Raw genomic sequence first — 19,162 nt, forward strand, 5'->3', positions numbered from 1 at the left:
ATAATAAATCTGTCATATCAAAATAGCAATCCAACACCAGCTTACTCCCTCAGAGCCAAGCCATGTTGTAAGCAGCCTGTACGAAGCCTCACATCGAATTACACTATTAGCGTTCAACTGCATGAATTTTCCTGCTATGATAAGATAGGTTTTTCATCCAGAAAGGACTGAACAGATTGTTGACCTCGTTTTTAGTTACACTCTACCATGTATTTCTGCCTATATCCCTGCCAGTGATCGGAGGAATACTGTTAAAACATTTCAGGGACTGGGATACTCGTCCGCTTTCGGCGTTTTCCCTCTATATTCTAAGCCCTGCACTCATCTTCCATACGCTGCTGCATGCAGATATCACATGGACCGACGTCACAGGCACCTTTTGGTTCTCGGTCCTGAATCTGATTGCTCTCTGGGCCCTTGCCGAGCTGCTGAGCCGGATTTTTGGTCTGGGTGCACCGGAAAAAGCAGGCCTTACCCTCGTCTCCACATTTACCAACTGTGTGAATTACGGGCTCCCGCTTGTGCTGCTTGCCTTCGGCCAGCTCGGCTTGGACAAGGCTTCTGTCTATGTCATCGGACAGATGATTATTGTGAATACGGTAGGTATTTTCTTTGCCGCAAGATCGGAATTCACCGTAAAACAGGCAATCCTGTCTGTATTTCGCATGCCCACTATATATGCAGCGGTTATCGCAATCATCCTGCGGGCTTCCAGTATGCAGCTGCCTGAAGCACTCGATGGGGGCATCTCTATGATGGCTGCCGGTTATTCTCCCATTGTTCTCGCGATCCTGGGCGCACAGATGCTCCGCTCCAAAGGGGATGCAGCGCCTTGGAAGTCCAACGTTCGCCGTGCTTTCTGGGCCGGACTTGTCGTACGCCTGGTCGCAGCACCGGTCTTGTCCTGGCTTATTCTGAAGGCACTTCAGGTCGAGGGCGTATTGTTCTCTGTACTGCTTATCCTTGCTTCGATGCCGACCGCAGTCAACGCGGTTATTTTGGCTGAACAGTTCGGCGCTTCCCCGCGGTTTGTTTCCCGCTGCATTCTTTGGACCACCGCTGCATCGATGGTCTTCCTGCCGATTATGATTGTGATGTCTTCCTGATCAGTACAGGCGCTGTACCGGCACTGGAGGCGTTCGCCGCTTGGCGGCGCTTCTCCAGCCGGCGTTCATGCCGCCGATGAAGGGCTCTGACGTAGAAAAATTTGACGACGAAGTACGAAATGAAGCCGAGGATCAGACCAAGCACACTCATGCCTGCCAAAATATCGAGTCCGCCAAGCAGCAGCTCACTCACAGCAGACCAGTTCCCGTGAAACAGTTCCATCCATGCACTCTCATGCATAGGTCCCTGACCCATACTGTGGGAAGGCAGACATCCAAGATCCAATCTGCTTCGCAAGCGGCATTAGAATAATCGGCAGAAACGTTAACTTGCCCACAACGTTACCAACGATGGCCGCTGGCATAGAACCTCCCGAAAGACGCACAATCGGGTAGAATATGAGATAAATCAAAGATGCAGTCGAGATCACGATCAATTCAAGACCGAATCCTATGGCAAATCCGGTAGATACTTTGTGAGCACCGCCCGGAGCACGTAAAAGTTTGAGAAAATTCAGTTTTATCGCACGAGTCAAACGTGCCATTCGATTGGGTTTGCGCTTCTGGTTCTTCATCCTGAATTTCTCCTTATTTTGCACAAATGACGAATAATGTCGTCTGCACCCATTATATCACACTGCGCCAGCTCCATTGGTTACAATCACAGGATGAGTTTCGATCGCCACATTGCCTGCCACAGCACGGGATATCATACAGGATTGCTCCGCCTTATGTGCCAGCCGCTCAGCCTTGGCCGCATCCGACTCGGACGCATCAACAGCAAGCACAATTCGCGGCCGGTGTACAATCCGCTCATACGTAAATACGTTATTCGTCACATCCACCGCAGCCTCCGATTCCAGCGTCAGCTCATCAGGTGTGATATCTGAACGCTCCAGCATCGCGGCGAGGGTGATCAGGTAACAGGTTGCCGCTGCCCCCAGCAGCATCTCGTCGGGGTTAGTTCCTGTACCCGGACCGCCCATCTCCTGCGGGATGGAAATAACCGTTTTTAACCCCCCTGCATCAATCGTGCCCTCGCTGTTTCGACCGCCATTCCATACTGCTTTTAAGTGAAACGGATGTTTCATTGCCATCGATCCTTCCTATGATAAGTTGAACTAAATACTTTTACACTGACACTCCAAGGACGGAATAAACTTCCAATCGCTGTTATCCTCAGATTTTTTTTGATTCCCTTTTCCAAAGGTAAAAATCCGGTGATAAAGGCGAAGCGTATGCTTCCGATGTTAGCTTTCTTTTCAGAAAGCTTTTAGCTCCGCTTTTTCAGTTTTTTTCTGTCCTCTCCGTTAAAGTGTAAATAAAGAGTTTAACTTATAAATATTCCTTTGTAATATTCTGACGTCCGTTACGCTCACACACGTATACACGGAATTTGAAGTTCGTTCAATGCGTGGACATGCTCATCCTGTGCACCCAGATCGGTAATCACTTTACTAACACTTTCCATCGCTGCCACTCTTGTAAAAGCTTGAATGTTAAACTTGCTCGAATCAGCAAGCAGGATCACTTCATCGGCAATATGAATCATCTTCTGCTTCACGAGCGCCTGTAATTCATTCGACTCGCTGATGCCCTTGGTCAGATGCACCCCTTTACAAGATAGAAACACCTTATCCACATGGTACGCATCCAGCGAACGTTCTGCGAGCGGACCGACAAAAGACAAGGATTTGGGCGCAAGCTGTCCGCCTGCAGCAATGACACGAATCTGTTCTTTCGTGCTCAGCTCGGCCGCAACCTTCATCGAGTTGGTCAGTACCGTGAGCGGAATATTCGGCAGTCCAGCTGCCATGTACCACGTGGTTGTACTCGCATCGAGTGCAATCCGGTCGCCCGGCACCACCAACTTCACCGCTTCACCAGCAATGCGGCGTTTCTCGTCTGCATGCGCTACAGCCCGCTCGGGATAAGGGATCTCGGACTGCAGCTCGTCTTTGTATTTCACACTTACCGCTCCACCATGCGAGCGTCTGAGCCTGCCTGCCTGCTCCAGCTTGTCCAGGTCACGGCGGATCGTCTCCTCCGTGACTCCGCAGCGCTCACTAAGCTCGGTGACACGCATGCTTCCATGCACATCGACCCATTCCACTATTTTTTCATATCGTTCCGCAACGAGCATCATCATTCACTCCAAACCGTTATTGTTCCACCTAAATCTGTCATCCCATCATACCATAGAGCGGCTGTCAGGAGAATTTCACCATACGGAAACAGCATTCGTACATTTATGTAAAAAAGGAGGCTTTCGCCCCCTTCATTCAGTCATTTCAACTTTTTATTTGTCGTCTGCCATAGGGAACCAACCCGGTGTATGGATAATCGCATTCCACAATCCGTCAGGGATGACCAGACGCTCCTGATCCGCTTTCGTCAGAATTGTCTCAATGTCCTCTTCCCGTCCGCTTTCAATCTTCTCGACCCAGTCCGGCTCGATAATTAGCTCACGTCCAATAGCCAGCAGCGGGACCCCCGTCTCCAGAGCTGCTGCCGCCTCGTCTGCGGTGTGGATCGCGCCTACACCGATCACAGGCACTTTGCCGCCCACACGATCCAGAATATATTCGATCCGGGAACGTGTATCTTCTTCACCCCGTCTTGGCTTCGACCAGAACTCATTCAAGGAAACGTGCAGGTAATCGAGGTTTTTATCTTTTAAAGCATCGACAAGTGCATACGTATCCTCCATCGTCAGACCCGGCGTTTCAGGCTCTTCCGGGGAGAAGCGGTATCCCACAATAAACGGAAGCTTCGTATGCTCGGCAGCGACACGCTGTACTTCGTCTACCACCGCAAGCGGGAATGCCAGACGTTTCTCTACACTGCCGCCCCAGCGGTCTTCGCGACGGTTGGAGTGCGGAGAGAAAAACTGCTGGATCAGGTACCCGTTTGCGCCATGGATCTCAACACCGTCGAAACCGGCTTCAATCGCACGGCGAGTCGCTTCACCGAAATCACGAATGACGGATGTAATCTCTTCATCCGTCATTTCTCTAGGCTCCGGAGAGCCGGGACGTTCACTTGCAACGGCACTAGGTGCGACCACCTCACCTGCTGGAACGGCTTGTTCCGGTGTCAGACGGCCTGCATGAAACATTTGCAGTACAGCAGCAGAGCCTTGCTGTTTGATCGTTTCAGCCAGACGTTTCAGTCCGGGGATAAAACTGTCGTCGTAAGAACCAAATTGGGCAGGGAATCCAATTCCGTTAGGCGTAACATGAGTTACTGCTGTAACCGACATCCCCGCTCCCCCAGTGCGGCGTGCATAATATGCAAGCTCAGCATCGGATACCGTGCCATCTGAATTAGAGGACATATGAGTCATAGGAGCAAGCACGATCCGGTTTTTCAGCGTAATGCCGCTTGGCAGTGAAACTTGTTCAAACATTTTGGAATACTTTGGATTCATTCGTGGTTTCCTCCCGGTTATATATCTCTTTAAATAGATATATGGATATATGCATTCTTTTACTGTAATTATTATAGTTACGTTTTAATTCAATTGCAACTTTTGCTTTTTCAATGCTCCTGCCTGCACGCGGGAAAAATGACAAACATTGAAAAGGACAGAGCGTCCATCGGACTCCCCATCCTGTTCTTTTAACCATTTCGAAATCTCAGAAACAAGAAATACCACAAGCAGCCTCTGCATTACAATCCTCAGTAGCTCCGAACATATGCCAGCTTCTGTTCCATCTCTTCCACACATTCATAACAATCATGTTCATCATTAGCCACCATCGGTGTGACCGGATATAGATTCATATCTGTGCGATTGTAGGTTTTGAGCAGCGGCAGCAGCTGCGTTACCCGTGTATTGGCTGGATCAAGCCAAGTATTAATCTCGTCCTCTGCAAGAATCGCCGGCATTTTACTGCCGAACTCGCGGGTTACGAGATTAGCACCAGCCATAAGCATCGTGCAGGTACGCAGCGGCTGCTTACGGGTGTCTTTCCAAATCTCATACAGCCCCGCAATGCCAAATAGACCGCGATCCGGCATCACAACACGCACGGCATAACGCTTTTTCCCTTCTTGGCGCCAGTAATACAGCCCGTTGCATGGGATAACGCATCGTTTGGTTTCAACCAATTTGTAATACGCCGGATTTTCATGCACGGTCATCAAGTTCGCATTCACTGCATCCCGCCCCCAGAACGGTATAAACCCCCAACGGAACTCATCCAGAACCCGTTCTCCATCCTGATGCAGAATGATCGGCGTATGCTGCGTTGGACTGATGTTATAACGATTTTTATAGTAATACATGACCCGCTGTACCTTGAAATGATCCCGGACTTCATCCAGGTCCGCCGCGAGTGAAAAGCGTTCGCACATCATCATACACTCCTTTTTTCGTTCAGGGTTGAGTGTATTGTTTGTAAGTAAAGGGAATTTATGCATACTCCCTGGACAGAAAACGACTTGTTGTGACAAGCCTTCCGCTGCGGCACAAGCATTTCCTTTTTTTCACGACAAAAACAACGACTTGAGACTCATTCCAGGTTCGCTTTTCCTTGTTACTATAATAGAGAAAATATACATTTATTGGAGGTTTTAAGCATGAAAAGGAAGTTTTTGATGACCCTGATGCTGTTTTCTGCGCTTGCAATGTTTGGCAGCACGATCTACGCCGCAACCTTTTTGAATTACGGTTACCCAAGCTCCACCATTCCGATCCGTCCTTATACTTACGCCGCTGCATGGCAGGGTCCAATGGACACTTCTCTTGCCAACTGGAACAACGCAGGAGCCAAAGTACAGTTTGTCAAATCAAGCAGCTCTTCCAACACGATTACCGTCGGCAGCTTCAACAATACCGCATATGGTGTCAACTACGCTTCCGTCTCCGGCAATCAGGTCGTTAACTTCCGCATTGAGCTTAACACCTCCACGATCACCACCGATGCCTCCAACCTGACCAACTTCATTCAAAGCGTGTTCGTCCATGAACTCGGCCACTCCATCTGGCTCGGTGACAATCCAACAACCAGCAGCCCTTCGATCATGTCTTATACCCGTAACCGGAATTCTATGACCAAACCGCAAACCTTCGATATTAACAATGTCAAATCCAGATATTAATCCGCGTGACCTGTAATCTTACTTAAGCTGTACAGCCTATTACCAAGGAGGATTCCAATCTATGAAAAAGAACCGAGTATTCACCCTGCTCGTCTCGTCCCTTTTTGTTCTGTCTGTCGTGGGCTGCTCTTCAACATCACCTGCCGCTTCTCCCTCTGATGCGCCGATCACTGTCATTGCTTCCGAAGATTACCCGAATTACAGCAGTATAGATGCTCTAACTGACCGGGCCGATACCATCGTGAAGGGCCGTGTGATCCAGACCCGAATTGAAGCTTTGAATGACAAAGCTAAGACGGACTCTCTGGAACAAAATGAGCTGGGCACTGCTGAAAGCGCGGCGGATGAACAGATTTCTTTTGACAAAATCTATACCATCTATACGGTTCAGGTGGCAGAACCCTATAAGGGCCGTTACACAGCAGGAGATCAGCTTGAAGTCAAGCAGCTTGGCGGCCAACTGGGCAGTACCAAAGTGATTAATGACGATAATCTTCAGCTGTTGCCAACCAAAGACTACGTTCTGTTCCTTGAAACGTATGCAGACACGCCTGCAAGTCTGCTGAACAGCGTCCAGAGCCTTTACGTGGTGAAGCCCGCTCCCGAATCAAACCAGCCAAGTGAACTTTCCGAGACGGAAGTCATCGTCAGTGCACATCCGGAGAATAATCTGACGCTGAGCCTCAATGATCTGCAGCAGATTAAGGACGAGCAGTCGACTCCGTAACCCTTCCATGTTTTCATGCTTCTATATCTGTTCCATGTCCTGCCGCAGCATACTGCTCTACATAAAATAAAAAAACGTGCTGCCCGGGGAACCGATCAGTACGTTTTTTTGCCGCTCGAAAGATATCTGAATAAAGTTAGCGGCTGACATACACCGGAAGGGTAAACCAGAAGCAGCTGCCTGCACCCTTTGTACTCTGCACCCCGATCTCACCCCCATGCCGTTCCACAATCGATTGAGCAATGGCGAGCCCAAGTCCCGCACCTCCATTATTTTTACTGCGAGATTTATCAATGCGATAAAAACGGTCGAAAATACGTTTCGTTTCCTGCACTTCAATTCCCTCACCTTCATCCATCACCGCAATTCGTAAAAATGCTCCCTGCTCAGCTGCAGTAAGCATAATTGTGCCTTCGACAGGAGAGTATTGAATGGCATTTTGCAGTAAATTAGAGAGTACACGCTTCATCTGTGCAGGCACCATCATAACCGCCGGCAATCGATCAGGCAGCTTAATCTCCACGCGCAGCTGTCTCTCGGCAAGATGAAACGAAAAGCTCTCCAGTGTGCTGAGCACTAACTCATCAACATGGCTGGGCTGAGGATCGAACTGATCCCCCTTCGCTTCCAGACTGGATAGGTCAAAAAGGTCCTGAATCAGGCCTCCCAACCGTTTCGTTTCCAGACGAATCGTGTTCAAGTATCGTTGAAAGGTGACTTCATCCTTGATTACATCATCCTCCAGCGCTTCAACAAAAGCCTGAATCGAGGCCAGAGGTGTACGCAAGTCATGGGAAACATTTGCAATTAACTCTCGTCTGGCTGATTCGGAATGATGCAGATCGTCAAAGCTCTCCTTCAGCCTGGAGCTCATTTCATTAAATTGCTGTGCGAGCATCTTGAATTCCTGTGGACCGACGAGAGGGACTTCCGTCTGGAAATCCCCTTCGGCCAGTCGCTTTGTGCGCTCTGTAATACGTGCGATGGACTTCTCTAATGGCTTCGTTAATAAATACTGAAGAACAAAAGAAAGTAAACCTACTCCGCCCGTTACTGCCGACAATAGATAAAACTGTTCGATGGTAAGCAGCATTTTTGAATAACTGATCAATAAACAGATCAGCAGTACGCCAATGCCTGTAAGACTGGACAATACCAAATACGTACGCAGCTTCATGACGAGCCACCTGCAAACTTGTAACCAATGCCCCATACGGTTTTGATATATTTCGGATCCGAAGCATTCTGTTCAATCTTCTCCCTCAATCTCCGAATATGCACGGTCACTGTAGTTGTATCTCCCTCATAGCTGAAGTCCCAAATTTTGCTCATCATCTGGCTGCGTGAAAATACCTGCCCGGGGTGACTTGCCAGCAAATACAGCATCTCAAACTCGGTAACCGTTAAGTCAATGAGCCGTTCGCCGATCTTTACTTCACGTCTCGCAAAATCAATCATCATCCCCTCATAACTAATCGTATGTGTGGAGGCAGCAGATGAGGCCTGTGCTGTTCGCGTCCTCCGCAATACTGCTTTGATACGCAGGACCAGTTCTCTCGGACTAAAGGGTTTGGTCAAATAATCATCGGCTCCCATAGTCAGCCCCATTAGTCGATCCTGCTCTTCCCCGCGAGCAGTCAGCATGATAATCGGTACATCTTCCGTTTGCCGAATCTCATTACAGACTTCCCAGCCATTTTTATGCGGCATCATCAGATCAAGCACAATCAAATGCGGAGTCTGACTGCGCCACATCTCAATCGCCTCCAAGCCATCCCTAGCTGTTACAACCGTATAACCTTCCCGCTCCAGGTACCTGCAGCATACGTCTGTAATATTGCTGTCATCATCGGCCACCATAATACGCTCATTCAATGAACTCACCCCATATTCAAAACAAGCATTTTGCAATATCATATCACAGGGTGATGGTCATGCATTGTCACGTTTATCTTCTTACTTCATTTATCTTCTTTTTATGCTTCCTCTATCTTCCTAATCTTACTTCATCGTATTCATAGGCATCATGTATTTGGAAACGACCATATGACTCACATACGTACTCCCCTCATGTATAGAAGGCATTGAATTCAGACTAACCTGCATGCCGTCGACCATCATTTTTTTAGAACCCACCCACACTTTAATGGTTTTAGCCGCAGGCATCATCATTTCTTCCTTCATTATCTTATCGTCCTTCATCATCTTATCGTCGTCCGTCATCATCATGTCATCGTCCATCATCTTGCTATCTGTATTCATCAAATCGTTATGCATCTTCATGTCGCTGCTCATTGTCATCTCGTCTTTCATCTTCATATCGTCCATCCCGCCATTGTACATCAATGTGACCGAACGATCTTGGCTGTCCCACATAATGCTGTAACCATACATATTTGCAGCCTGCCTCAACTGCACAAGTTCCATGCCATCCTTTTTGATCATTTTCATCTCTGCCGCGCTTGCGCTCGTTAATCCTGAGAACGTTAACGACATCACCAACATCGCTGCTGCAATCATCTTTTTGCTTGTGCCTGTTTTCATCATTTTTTATCACACTCCATCGTTTAGTTGCTTGCATGGACTACGATATAGCGAACAACTTACGATTCTCTAAGTAAAACATTACGAAACCATTACAATGTAAACATTTGGATCATACTGATATAAAAAAGGTTGAAATCCCCTTTTATGAGAGACTTCAACCGTTTAATTAATTTAACCCAAACTTGTTCTTCCCTTAACTTACCCTTTGTCTACTTGAATAAAATCAATCATGGATCGTACCTCAACGGGACCTGGATTCGAGATCACATCCTCACGCTGCAGAGCTTCTCTTGAAGTAAATTTCACCTTTACCGGAATACCAGGGATCAGATCGAAGAAATTGTCCGTGAATATTCCTTCGCTCTCCGAAGACATCCATACCTGCTTGGCAAGCTGATCACTCTCCAGCACCAGATATTTTCCCTCTTCATCAGTCACTTCACTGACTTTAATGTTTGCTTGCTGCAGTGCAAGATCTTTGGCGGGCACAAAATAATGCTCCTGCACGATATCAGCCGCACCGTCCTGATGCAGGTCCAAACGCAGCAGCACAGCTGCCGGATCAAGCCCTTTGAGCCAATCAGCATGCTGCAGCGAACCTAGTTTCTCACCTGAATTCGGTGCCAAGCTGACTTCAAGTGTTTCATCCCGATGCACCTGGCCATCGAATCCGATCAGGCGAAGCTGAAGCTGCCCTTTCACCGGATTCAATTGGTCCGAGATCACATAAATATCCGTGAAGTCTTTCTGTGTACCATCCGCAGATACCAGCACATCGCTGAAACTGCGTTTGGCATAATACTGCAGTGCTTTCCAGCGGCCAAGATAATCCATCCCTGCCCACGAAGCGACAGGCCAGCAGTCATTCATCTGCCAGTACAGCGTACCCATGCAGTACGGCTTGCGGCGTCGATGGGCTTCAATTGCCGTTTTCATCGCTTCTGCTTGAAGCACCTGGCTCATATAGAGAAAGGAAGGAAAATCCTTCGATGCAGGCAAATACATATCCATGTACTGCTTGATCAGCCGATTGCCCGCTCCGTTCTTTTGATGTGCCAGCATGACCTCTGATTCCAGCGCCAGATCTGCTTCCTCGGCATACGTTCGCACCGACTTGTATTCCGGGAACGATTGGAATCCATATTCACTCATGAAACGACCGACATACACATTGTAATTCTCAAAAGGTTCAACGTTGTGCCATACACCCCAGTAATGGATGTCCCCTTCCGATGTCGACGGATGGGCATGCTGCTTCTCGTCTCCTGACAGCGATACAAGCGGTGACGACGGCCAGTAATCCATACCTGGTGCGTAGGCTTCCACAACTTCCGGCAGCAGGTCATGGAAGATGGCCTCATAGTCTGCCCAGATGCGATCACGCTGCTCGGCGTTATAATCCTTTTTCCAGCCCCAGCCTCCGTTCTCAATATAATGCGCCCAAGCCGAATCAATCTCATTGTTTCCGCACCACAGCACAATACTCGGATGGTTGCGCAGTCGTTTCACGTTGTCGATGGCCTCATGCCGGACACTTTCCAGAAATGCTTCATCCCCCGGATACATGCTGCAGGCAAACATAAAATCCTGCCACACCATGATCCCGTACTCATCGCAAAGATCATAGAACACGTCCTCTTCATAGAAGCCCCCGCCCCATACACGCAGCATATTCATGTTGGACTCGGCTGCCGAGATGATCTCATGCAGATATCGTTCACGCGTCATTTCTGTAATGAAGCTGTCATTTGGAATGTGGTTGGCTCCTTTGGCAAACACCGCGACTCCATTCAATTCAAAATAAAAAGTTGCACCGGCTTCGTCCGGATCACGAACGAGACGGACAGAACGAAGTCCTGTCTGGACTTCATAATACGCGACTGCCCGCTCGCCCTGAAGCACCTCGGCTGCAAAAGTATATCGGTAAGGTTCACCCAGTCCACGGCTCCACCAAAGCCTCGGATCTGGAATGGACACGGGCACTTCCACTGTGTGTGAACCAGGCTGCAGAGATACTGCTGTCTCCCAGCGCTGACCATCCGCACCAATGCGAATAACAGTATCTATAGGCTGCGAAGTTTCAACTTCGACCACGGCAGTCACTTGAGCCGATGCGGCAGTCACTTCGTTTTGCCGGATAAACAAGTCTTTAATGGTTACGTCTGTCCAGCCTTCAAGCCTGACTTCTCGCCAGATACCGCTGGTGACAAAACGCGGGCCCCAATCCCAGCCATAGTGATATGGCGCTTTGCGGGCAAAAATACTGACACGTTTATCCCCAAGACCGCCCACATCGGATTGATCATTCGAAGCAGGCAGAGCGTACCCCAGCTTCTCCAGCTTCGGCAAGTCCTCCTGGATGGGAGATCGAAAACGAATACGAAGCACGTTGTCTTGTTCTTTCACGAGTGCTTTTATATCTGCCTTCCATACCCGGAACATGTTGTCCGCAGACAGCACATGAGTGTCATTCACGTATACATCGGCATACGTATCCAACCCGTCAAAAACCAGTTCCAGCTGTTCCTGTGCATAGAGTGAAGCCTCAACATCAAAAGCCGTTTGGTACTCCCAATCCTTCTTGTCGATCCACTGCACTTCCTTCTCGTTCGTGCCGTAGAACGGATCGGGAATTTTGCCCAGCCGCAGCAGATCCGTATGTACACATCCAGGCACTTGAGCCGGCATCCATTCCTGATCTTCACAAGCCTTAAACGTCCAGTTCTCTAAAAGTTGCGATTGTATTACGCTCATGACAGCCTCCCATGTGTTTACATTAGTCAATTCATTTGTTAGGTTTTGTTAGTATAATAGAAAACAATTCACAAAACAAAATTAACATGTTAGCTGCTCGCCAGTCAATGAATTTTGTTAAAAAAAGAACTGTGCACTTAATTCGCAAAAAAAAGACACAGAGAACGGCTTCTCCATGTCTTTCCACTGCATTCCTTTTTCCATTACACACGAACTCGGATAAAGGTGAGCCGCCCCTCATTAAGTTTGTATGGAGTGATACTCATCCCTCATCATTAATGCCGCGTGAATTAACTTTCGTTCATGGGGGGCTTCCGGATTGTTCATCCGCCACAGCAGCTGATCTACAGCCCGCGCCCCGAGATGTTCTTTGGGAATATAAGCTGTAGCCAAAATAGGATCATCCGTCCGGGTATTATCAAACCCCGTGACTGCGCAGCGCTCGGGCACCTCAACCGCACGGTTCCGCAAAGCCTCCATAATGATAAACGCTGTATGATCGTTCGCACATATGACCACTTCTGGAATGTCTTCATGCTTCATGTCTTTGATCGTCTGCTGCATTTCGATATACTCCTGTACCAGCAGTCCCGGATGCTGCTCTGCCTTCAGATTCATCTCCTCCAGTCCCATCCGATATCCCAGCCAGCGTTCCCGGAAGCTGACCGCATCCGGCAGCTGACCGGCAAACTGGAACCGCTTGTATCCCTTCGCTGCAAGCATAAGCACCATCTCTTTCATACACTTTACGTTGTCGGCAAACACGGTATCGGCATGAATGGCCGAATCCTCGTGATCGACCATGACAAGCGGGATGCGCAGACGGTATATTTCGAGCAGTACCGATGTCGAGATCGTACCGACCGTAATTACTCCCCGAATCGCCTCGGGATTCAGAACTGAAAACATATGATCCGAAGAAGGTTCTGTCAGCGTTAAGATGTCCATCCCCATTTCATTCAACCGGGCTGAGATGCCGTCGAATACAGGGCCCCAATACAAAGAAGAACGATTTTGTGAGCGTATGTTAGGAAATAGAACCAGTATGGTGCCCTCACACTTCTTCCTTGGTTTTGCACTGACAGAAAGAGGGTCTGACACTGGATAACGCTTCGGGTCTGTTTTAAAATAACCCAGCTGCCCTGCAGTCCTCATAATCATTTCTCGCGTGTACTCACTAACCCCCGGCTTTCCCGTCAGCGCACGAGAAACAGCGAACTTGGATACCCCCGCTGCATCTGCAATCTGCTGCATCGTCACTCTTTTGCCCATCTGCTCACCCGATTTTCCTGATTTTCCATCCAGTGTAGCATAAAAACCCGGATGAACAAAACAAGTTTTGTTCATCCGGGTTTTGTTAGGCTTCATAATAAGCATCTATTGTATCCCGATCATGGATCGGATTAACATCCACATCCATATCCTTTTTCATAAACTCTGAATTTCAAAAAAATTCATGGAAGCAGGTACATGTTACAGTACCGGGCGTTTGCTGCGTCTGAAGATAGGCAGAGACACTTTGATCTCTGTGATCAGAACGCCTGCCAGCATCAGCGCTGCTCCAACGTATCCTTGAAGTGTAAGTGACTCTCCTTGAAAAATAAAGGCAAACGCTGCCGCAAACAGCGGCTCCAGCGAAAAGATCAGGCTGGTTCTCGTCGGCGATGCATGACGCTGCGCGAAAGTCTGCAGCATGTAACCAAGCCCGCTGCATAATATGCCAAGTCCCAAGATTGATGCCCATGATTCCGGGGTATCCGGCAGCTGCGGCGTTTCGAACAAAAATGCGGCTGCGGTTCCCCATAGTGCCGCAGTCCCCAGCTGAACAACGCCAAGAGTAAGCGGATCATGCTTTGGCGTGTATTTACCTGCAAGCATGATATAAACGGCATACGCCAGTGCTGCGAGAATACACAACAGATCCCCGAGGTGCAGACTCATTTCATGCTGCAGCGTCAATAATCCAAGTCCTGCTACAGCGACCGTAATGCTGATAGTCAGTCGTTTATCCGGCAGCCGCCAACGCAGGATCGTCGTTAATATCGGCACGAAAATGACAGCCAGACTGATCAGAAATCCCGCCTGGGACGCCGTTGTCCGCTGCACACCATAAGTAATGAAGACAAAAGCAGCAAATAAAGCTGTACCGAGAATACCTCCCGCTGCCAGTGTCCCACGATCCACTTTCCACAAACGCCTGTGGAACAGCAGCCCTGCCGCTGCAAAAGCTATGCCGAATCGCAAAGCAATTAGATTAAGTTCCTGAATAGAGGCTAGTCCTGATTTCATAAACAGATAGGAAGACCCCCATATAACGGTTGCGAGCAGCATCTGCACATCTGCTCTTCGTGATGCTTGAATTTGTTTTCCCTTTACCCCGTCCATCCTGCTTCTACCTTCATTCTTCTATATAGTCTGAGCTGTATTGTATGTAATACCAACTAACTCACCTTGGAAAGTATATACGATCTCTTTGCATTATAAAAATGAATATTTATAATAGTTAATATGAAATAAACTCATGTATAACAATGCATGCCGACACAGAAAGGAAGTCTCCCTTCAATGTCTCTGATCAAATATGAGATTCTGAATACTGTCGTCGAATACGGCAGTCTGACCAAAGCATCCGAAGTCCTGAACATTACACAATCTGCCGTAAGCCACGCTATCACAAGTCTGGAGAGTGACTGCGGCTTTTCTCTGCTGCATCGAAGCCGCGCCGGTGTAAGGGTCACTGCTGAGGGGGAACGTATTCTCGGTTATACACGGGAGATTATACGCTGGGCGGAGCTGATGAATCAGGAGATTTCCTTGATCCGCGGCGCCGAGATCGGTACAGTACGCATCGGTACATTTGCCAGTGTCTCCACCCAGTGGCTTCCCGGTATTCTCAAGCAGTTCCGGCTTCACCATCCCGGGATTGAGATCAAGCTGTGGGAAGGTGACTATGCCGAGATTGAGAACTGGCTGGCCAGCGGTGCCATCGACCTTGGTTTTTTATCTCTTGGCGAATCAACACCATTCGAAACCATCACATTGCAAAAAGACAGGATGATGTGCATCCTGCCTCTTGATCATGATCTCGCTTCAGAGGAATCGGTATCATTCGAGCTTTTACTGGAACAGCCCTTCATCCTTCCCAAGTGGGGCGGTGACAACGAGATTGAACGTTTGATCCGGCAGCACGCCGCCAAGTTGAACGTTGTGTACGAAGTTGCCGAGGATCAGGCGATTATGGCCATGGTCCAGAGCGGACTTGGTATCAGTCTGCTTCCGGAGATGGTGCTGCAAAATCATACGCATTCCCTCGCTATTGTACCGCTTGCGGGAGATCCCTATCGAATGATTGGTCTAGCGTGCGCTTCGCTTCGCAATCTGTCACCGGCAGCACGTCGTTATATCGAGGAAGTACAGCAATGGCTAGGCTCTGATCGAGGAATATCACATTCATAAGAGGACTGAGAGGAAAGCGAAGACACGTCCATACTTTTGATTTTGCTTCTTCGTTAATCCCAGACCCGATCCAGCTGATCGGCATAATAACGTATCGCCCGGTTGTAGTCTTTGATTCGCTGATCTCCAGAAGTATCCGCAAGTTGAACGAGCAGCCGCTGCATCGCTTCCGTATGCTCTCCAAGGTTGTAGAGCACCATGGCATAGAACACTTCGAATTCACGGTGCTCTGGAAACTCCGTAATCCCCGTAAGCAACCATGTTCTGGCCTGCTCATATTGTCCGAGCGTACGATAGGTGCTCCCTAGACCTAAAATAGCCCCAGCCCGATCTTCCGCGGAAAGTTTCAGCTGTAGTGCTTGTTCATAATAGGGTACTGCTTCCCGTTCCAAACCGAGTGAATCATGGGCCCAAGCGAGTTGATACCAACCTTCTCCATTTTCCGGCTCCCGTTCCGTAATCTTGTGCAGAAGCTCGATGGCTTCCTGCATTCTCCCTTCCTGACGCCAGTGTAAGGCCTGCTGCAGATCATTCATGCTGTCACATCCTATATCAAAAATGGGTATTCATATACATCCCTTACAATTTTTCAACCAAACGCCGCCTAAAGCCACGCAGAAAAGCACACGTTGAAATGACAGCAGCGCTGCGTTTGAGCAGCCGCACTCCAACATGTGCTTCCTGAAGAGCGTCCCCGCTCTTTTCTGTTAAGTCCAAGTTGTATTTACGACCATGACGATAAATATAAGCATCAAATAATTGACCGAGATCAAAAAGTTCACCTTCGCCCACTTCTCGTCATCCTGTGTGTTTAAACCGCTGAGTGTATGTACAAACCAGATTATGCTGCTGATCAGAGATATGATGAGGAAGATCAGCCCGACGTAATCAAAATAATACAGCAGGAATACCGCAGGAATGAGCAGAAACACATAAGGTATCATCTGGAGCTTGGTTCGTTTCACCCCTTTGACCACGGGTAGAAGCGGAAATCCCGCAGCTCGATATTCTTCAACGCGACGAATACCCAGAGACCAGAAGTGTGGTGGCTGCCACAAAAATAAAAATGCAAACAGCAGCCATGCACCTGCATCAATTTCGTCCGTAACCGCCGTATAACCAATTACCGGCGGCATCGCTCCTGCAATCCCCCCCAGGGATGTACTCCACGTTGAACTGCGTTTCAGCCACATCGTATAAATCACGATATAAGCAAACCAACCAAGCAGCGCCATCCAGCCTGACAGCGGATTCACCAGCAGAAACAATACGGCTAAACCAGCCGCGCCGAGTACCAAACCGTACCCAAGAACGAATCCAGGCTTCAGATGGTTAATGTAGTCCATTCTTTTTTTCGTTCGTTCCATCTTCTGATCCAGCTCACGGTCCCAATAGTTGTTGATGACACAGGCCGAAGCAATGACCAAAGTTGAACCAATTAGAACCATAAGCAGCAATCCCCATGCGATATTCCATTGTGAAGCGACCCAGAAACCGACGGCAACTGCAAATACATTCAGCCTTAACAGTCCGGGCTTGGTTAGTGCAATCATGTCTTTAAGCATCAGAAGCCTCCTGAACGATGTAAAAACGCCATTCCTATAATGATACATGTACCAACAACGAATTACAATCGCTTTCAAGCATTTGTCATAACAAAAAGCATTCTTCCCCTTCTTAGAGAGGAAGAATGCTTTAACTGGTTGGATTAATCTTAATCTATGATTTATTTAAGGGATATACTGCTGTACAATCTTGATGACTTTACCATCTTGAATTGTAAGGTGATATGGGAATACGGAAAGATCCATAATCTGCTTGTTTCCGTATAATGATTCGAATTTGGACAGTGTCACCGGCTCGTTCCACTGGATTTCTGTTCCTTGTACTGTACCATCGCGATCATACAGCTGCATGAGCACTTTGGCGTCAGCATTGACCTCAACCTGTTCCTGCTCTTTATTATCATTAATAATATAGTAACCGTCCGGCGCTCCATCTATGCCCGCATCGGGATTACGCTGTTTGAAAATCTCATCTGCTTCTTCGCCTTGATACCAGCCAATTTTGTCTATAGTCAGCATTAATTTTCCGTCTTCAACACGCATTCCGTCAATATAAGCTGTATACACTTCGGAATTTGCGGGCTGTGCTTTATTCGCAGCTGGTGACTGAACATTCGTACGCTCCTCTGCATTCGCAGGGGTAAGCAAATATGTAGTCAGCACGATGATGCCAAGCAGAGCTGCTGCTGCACCGATCATCCGTAATCTCCATTGTTTCGCCGCGTTCTTCATGCCCATCTCTCCTTCATTTACGTGACTTTCAATAACCTTTAATAAATTTCACTTTCACTAACCAACATTTCTCTTCTCCAATTATTAAACGAAAGCTTTCCTTCTCAAACGAACAACCTGTATTTTTACGAGTTCATGTGCTATGTACTCATCATACGTCATACCGTTTCTTCAAAAGTATCAGCCAGATTAAAAATAGTTACAATCCACGTCATCACTACCGCACCTGTTTACCTGTTAAGATTAGAGAAACCCCAAATGAGATGCATTCGGGGTTTCTGCTTCATCTATCTTAATGTATGCTTGTCCGGTCAGCTTATGCCTGAATATTTCTAGTGACTTGTTCTGGTATCTTGGGCCAAACGAACCAGCATATGAGCCAGCATATGGCGCTCCTGTTCTTTCCCTACATTCCACAGTTCCTGCAGCAGCTTCTCTTCACGATTGCGAGGTTCTTCGTTAGCCGCCAAGTGATCTGCTACTTTTTGTGCGATTTTAGCCATCTGCTCTTCACTTAAACCGATGGATTCACCCATGGCAATCCGTTTGCCGAGGTATTCTTTGAATGCATCAAAATTTTGTAAAATCTGATCTCTTTCTTCGGGTGCAATCTTTTCAATTGCGCTGTCTACCTGATCTGTCGAAACCTGTCCGTTTTTGTGGATCACATGATTTTGTTCATTCATTGGTGTTACCTCCTCAGTTTAATTGCTTATTTATATTGACTGTTTATAACGAGCTTGCTAAAAGCTTCACAAGCAAGAGTCATTTATAATATAAACGTACTGCTGAAGTTTAATCAGTATACGTCAATTTCGTTTTTTTTGAGAATTATATGCGAAAACAGCCGTTTCAAAAATGATCATGGGGTTAATCGTTTTACATATACCATCTGATGTCTGGTTATGTTAGTTAATATGGATAACGACGGAGTTTAAGGAGGAAATCATATGAATGACAAGCCCAAACATGAGAAAACAAAAGATGAACTGAAGCCTGGTGTGAACACCGTTATCGAACCCGATCCAAGAAATCCAGGACCAACGGACATGATTGAAGGTGTTGTCGGTGATATCGTGGATAATATTCGCAAGGATTTTACCCATGACAAACCTGATCGTTCTGCGGAAAAGAACAAAACAGACCATCCCGAAAAATAAATATACCTT

Annotated in this window: 19 protein-coding genes and 1 pseudogene; 5 read left to right on the forward strand and 15 right to left on the reverse strand. The window is 47.8% G+C overall.

Annotated features, from left to right (window positions below):
• Positions 1–176: 176 nt before the first annotated feature.
• Positions 177–1,106, forward strand: coding sequence for an AEC family transporter (locus ABXS70_RS13820; RefSeq protein ID WP_366296368.1), 930 nt, complete (start codon positions 177–179; stop codon positions 1,104–1,106).
• On the opposite strand, the pseudogene ABXS70_RS13825 reads toward ABXS70_RS13820, so the two are convergent.
• The 5 genes and pseudogenes from ABXS70_RS13825 to ABXS70_RS13845 all read right to left on the reverse strand — a co-directional run bounded on the left by ABXS70_RS13825 (position 1,084) and on the right by ABXS70_RS13845 (position 5,465).
• Positions 1,084–1,681, reverse strand: a pseudogene (locus ABXS70_RS13825) (DUF2062 domain-containing protein). The gene ABXS70_RS13820 and the pseudogene ABXS70_RS13825 overlap by 23 nt on opposite strands.
• Positions 1,682–1,738: 57 nt before the next feature.
• Positions 1,739–2,197 carry an OsmC family protein gene (locus ABXS70_RS13830; protein ID WP_342556312.1) on the reverse strand — a complete coding sequence of 153 codons (459 nt, stop codon included), beginning with the start codon at positions 2,195–2,197 and terminating at the stop codon, positions 1,739–1,741.
• Between the two features lie 284 nt (positions 2,198–2,481).
• On the reverse strand, positions 2,482–3,249 hold the full coding sequence (locus ABXS70_RS13835; RefSeq protein ID WP_366296651.1) for a DeoR/GlpR family DNA-binding transcription regulator: 768 nt from the start codon (positions 3,247–3,249) through the stop codon (positions 2,482–2,484).
• Positions 3,250–3,405: 156 nt separating this feature from the next.
• Entirely contained in the window at positions 3,406–4,536 is a 1,131-nt protein-coding gene (locus ABXS70_RS13840) for an NADH-dependent flavin oxidoreductase (protein WP_342555687.1), read from the reverse strand.
• 251 nt (positions 4,537–4,787) lie between these two features.
• Positions 4,788–5,465: an SOS response-associated peptidase gene (locus ABXS70_RS13845; protein WP_342556310.1), complete on the reverse strand. Its 678-nt coding sequence runs from the start codon at positions 5,463–5,465 to the stop codon at positions 4,788–4,790.
• 225 nt (positions 5,466–5,690) lie between these two features.
• On the opposite strand from ABXS70_RS13845, the gene ABXS70_RS13850 reads away from it, so the two are divergent.
• Together ABXS70_RS13850 and ABXS70_RS13855 are read left to right on the forward strand one after the other, a co-directional pair.
• Positions 5,691–6,212, forward strand: coding sequence for a hypothetical protein (locus tag ABXS70_RS13850; protein ID WP_342555686.1), 522 nt, complete (start codon positions 5,691–5,693; stop codon positions 6,210–6,212).
• A 61-nt stretch (positions 6,213–6,273) separates the two neighbouring features.
• Positions 6,274–6,939, forward strand: a complete 666-nt coding sequence (locus ABXS70_RS13855) for a hypothetical protein (RefSeq protein ID WP_342555685.1) — start codon at positions 6,274–6,276, stop codon at positions 6,937–6,939.
• 136 nt (positions 6,940–7,075) lie between these two features.
• Here ABXS70_RS13855 and ABXS70_RS13860 read toward each other — a convergent pair whose 3' ends face one another.
• The 6 genes from ABXS70_RS13860 to ABXS70_RS13885 all read right to left on the reverse strand — a co-directional run bounded on the left by ABXS70_RS13860 (position 7,076) and on the right by ABXS70_RS13885 (position 14,625).
• Positions 7,076–8,116, reverse strand: coding sequence for an ATP-binding protein (locus ABXS70_RS13860; RefSeq protein ID WP_342555684.1), 1,041 nt, complete (start codon positions 8,114–8,116; stop codon positions 7,076–7,078).
• Positions 8,113–8,814 (reverse strand): response regulator transcription factor, encoded by a 702-nt coding sequence (locus ABXS70_RS13865; protein ID WP_366296371.1) that lies wholly within the window; start codon positions 8,812–8,814, stop codon positions 8,113–8,115. The genes ABXS70_RS13860 and ABXS70_RS13865 overlap by 4 nt, the downstream gene beginning before the upstream one ends.
• A gap of 126 nt (positions 8,815–8,940) precedes the next feature.
• Positions 8,941–9,486 carry a stalk domain-containing protein gene (locus ABXS70_RS13870; protein ID WP_366296373.1) on the reverse strand — a complete coding sequence of 182 codons (546 nt, stop codon included), beginning with the start codon at positions 9,484–9,486 and terminating at the stop codon, positions 8,941–8,943.
• A 198-nt stretch (positions 9,487–9,684) separates the two neighbouring features.
• Positions 9,685–12,240, reverse strand: a complete 2,556-nt coding sequence (locus ABXS70_RS13875; protein WP_342555681.1) for a glycoside hydrolase family 2 protein — start codon at positions 12,238–12,240, stop codon at positions 9,685–9,687.
• Between the two features lie 240 nt (positions 12,241–12,480).
• Positions 12,481–13,617, reverse strand: a complete 1,137-nt coding sequence (locus ABXS70_RS13880) for a LacI family DNA-binding transcriptional regulator (RefSeq protein ID WP_366296375.1) — start codon at positions 13,615–13,617, stop codon at positions 12,481–12,483.
• Between the two features lie 96 nt (positions 13,618–13,713).
• A complete protein-coding gene (locus tag ABXS70_RS13885; RefSeq protein ID WP_342555679.1) occupies positions 13,714–14,625 on the reverse strand; it encodes a DMT family transporter in 912 nt (303 codons plus the stop codon).
• A 180-nt stretch (positions 14,626–14,805) separates the two neighbouring features.
• Here ABXS70_RS13885 and ABXS70_RS13890 point away from each other — a divergent pair, with 180 nt between their 5' ends.
• Positions 14,806–15,696, forward strand: coding sequence for a LysR substrate-binding domain-containing protein (locus tag ABXS70_RS13890; RefSeq protein WP_342555678.1), 891 nt, complete (start codon positions 14,806–14,808; stop codon positions 15,694–15,696).
• Positions 15,697–15,749: 53 nt separating this feature from the next.
• Here ABXS70_RS13890 and ABXS70_RS13895 read toward each other — a convergent pair whose 3' ends face one another.
• The 4 genes from ABXS70_RS13895 to ABXS70_RS13910 form a co-directional block, all read right to left on the reverse strand.
• On the reverse strand, positions 15,750–16,232 hold the full coding sequence (locus tag ABXS70_RS13895) for a tetratricopeptide repeat protein (protein WP_342555677.1): 483 nt from the start codon (positions 16,230–16,232) through the stop codon (positions 15,750–15,752).
• 171 nt (positions 16,233–16,403) lie between these two features.
• Positions 16,404–17,261, reverse strand: a complete 858-nt coding sequence (cyoE, locus tag ABXS70_RS13900; protein ID WP_342555676.1) for a heme o synthase — start codon at positions 17,259–17,261, stop codon at positions 16,404–16,406.
• Between the two features lie 165 nt (positions 17,262–17,426).
• Complete coding sequence (locus ABXS70_RS13905; RefSeq protein ID WP_342555675.1) at positions 17,427–17,993, reverse strand: hypothetical protein; 567 nt, start codon at positions 17,991–17,993, stop codon at positions 17,427–17,429.
• Positions 17,994–18,325: 332 nt separating this feature from the next.
• Positions 18,326–18,679 carry a DUF3243 domain-containing protein gene (locus ABXS70_RS13910; protein WP_342555674.1) on the reverse strand — a complete coding sequence of 118 codons (354 nt, stop codon included), beginning with the start codon at positions 18,677–18,679 and terminating at the stop codon, positions 18,326–18,328.
• Between the two features lie 264 nt (positions 18,680–18,943).
• Between ABXS70_RS13910 and ABXS70_RS13915 the strand changes: the two genes are divergently transcribed.
• Entirely contained in the window at positions 18,944–19,153 is a 210-nt protein-coding gene (locus tag ABXS70_RS13915; protein ID WP_342555673.1) for a hypothetical protein, read from the forward strand.
• Positions 19,154–19,162: the final 9 nt, after the last annotated feature.

This window comes from Paenibacillus sp. AN1007, from assembly GCF_040702995.1.
Lineage (GTDB): Bacteria > Bacillota > Bacilli > Paenibacillales > Paenibacillaceae > Paenibacillus.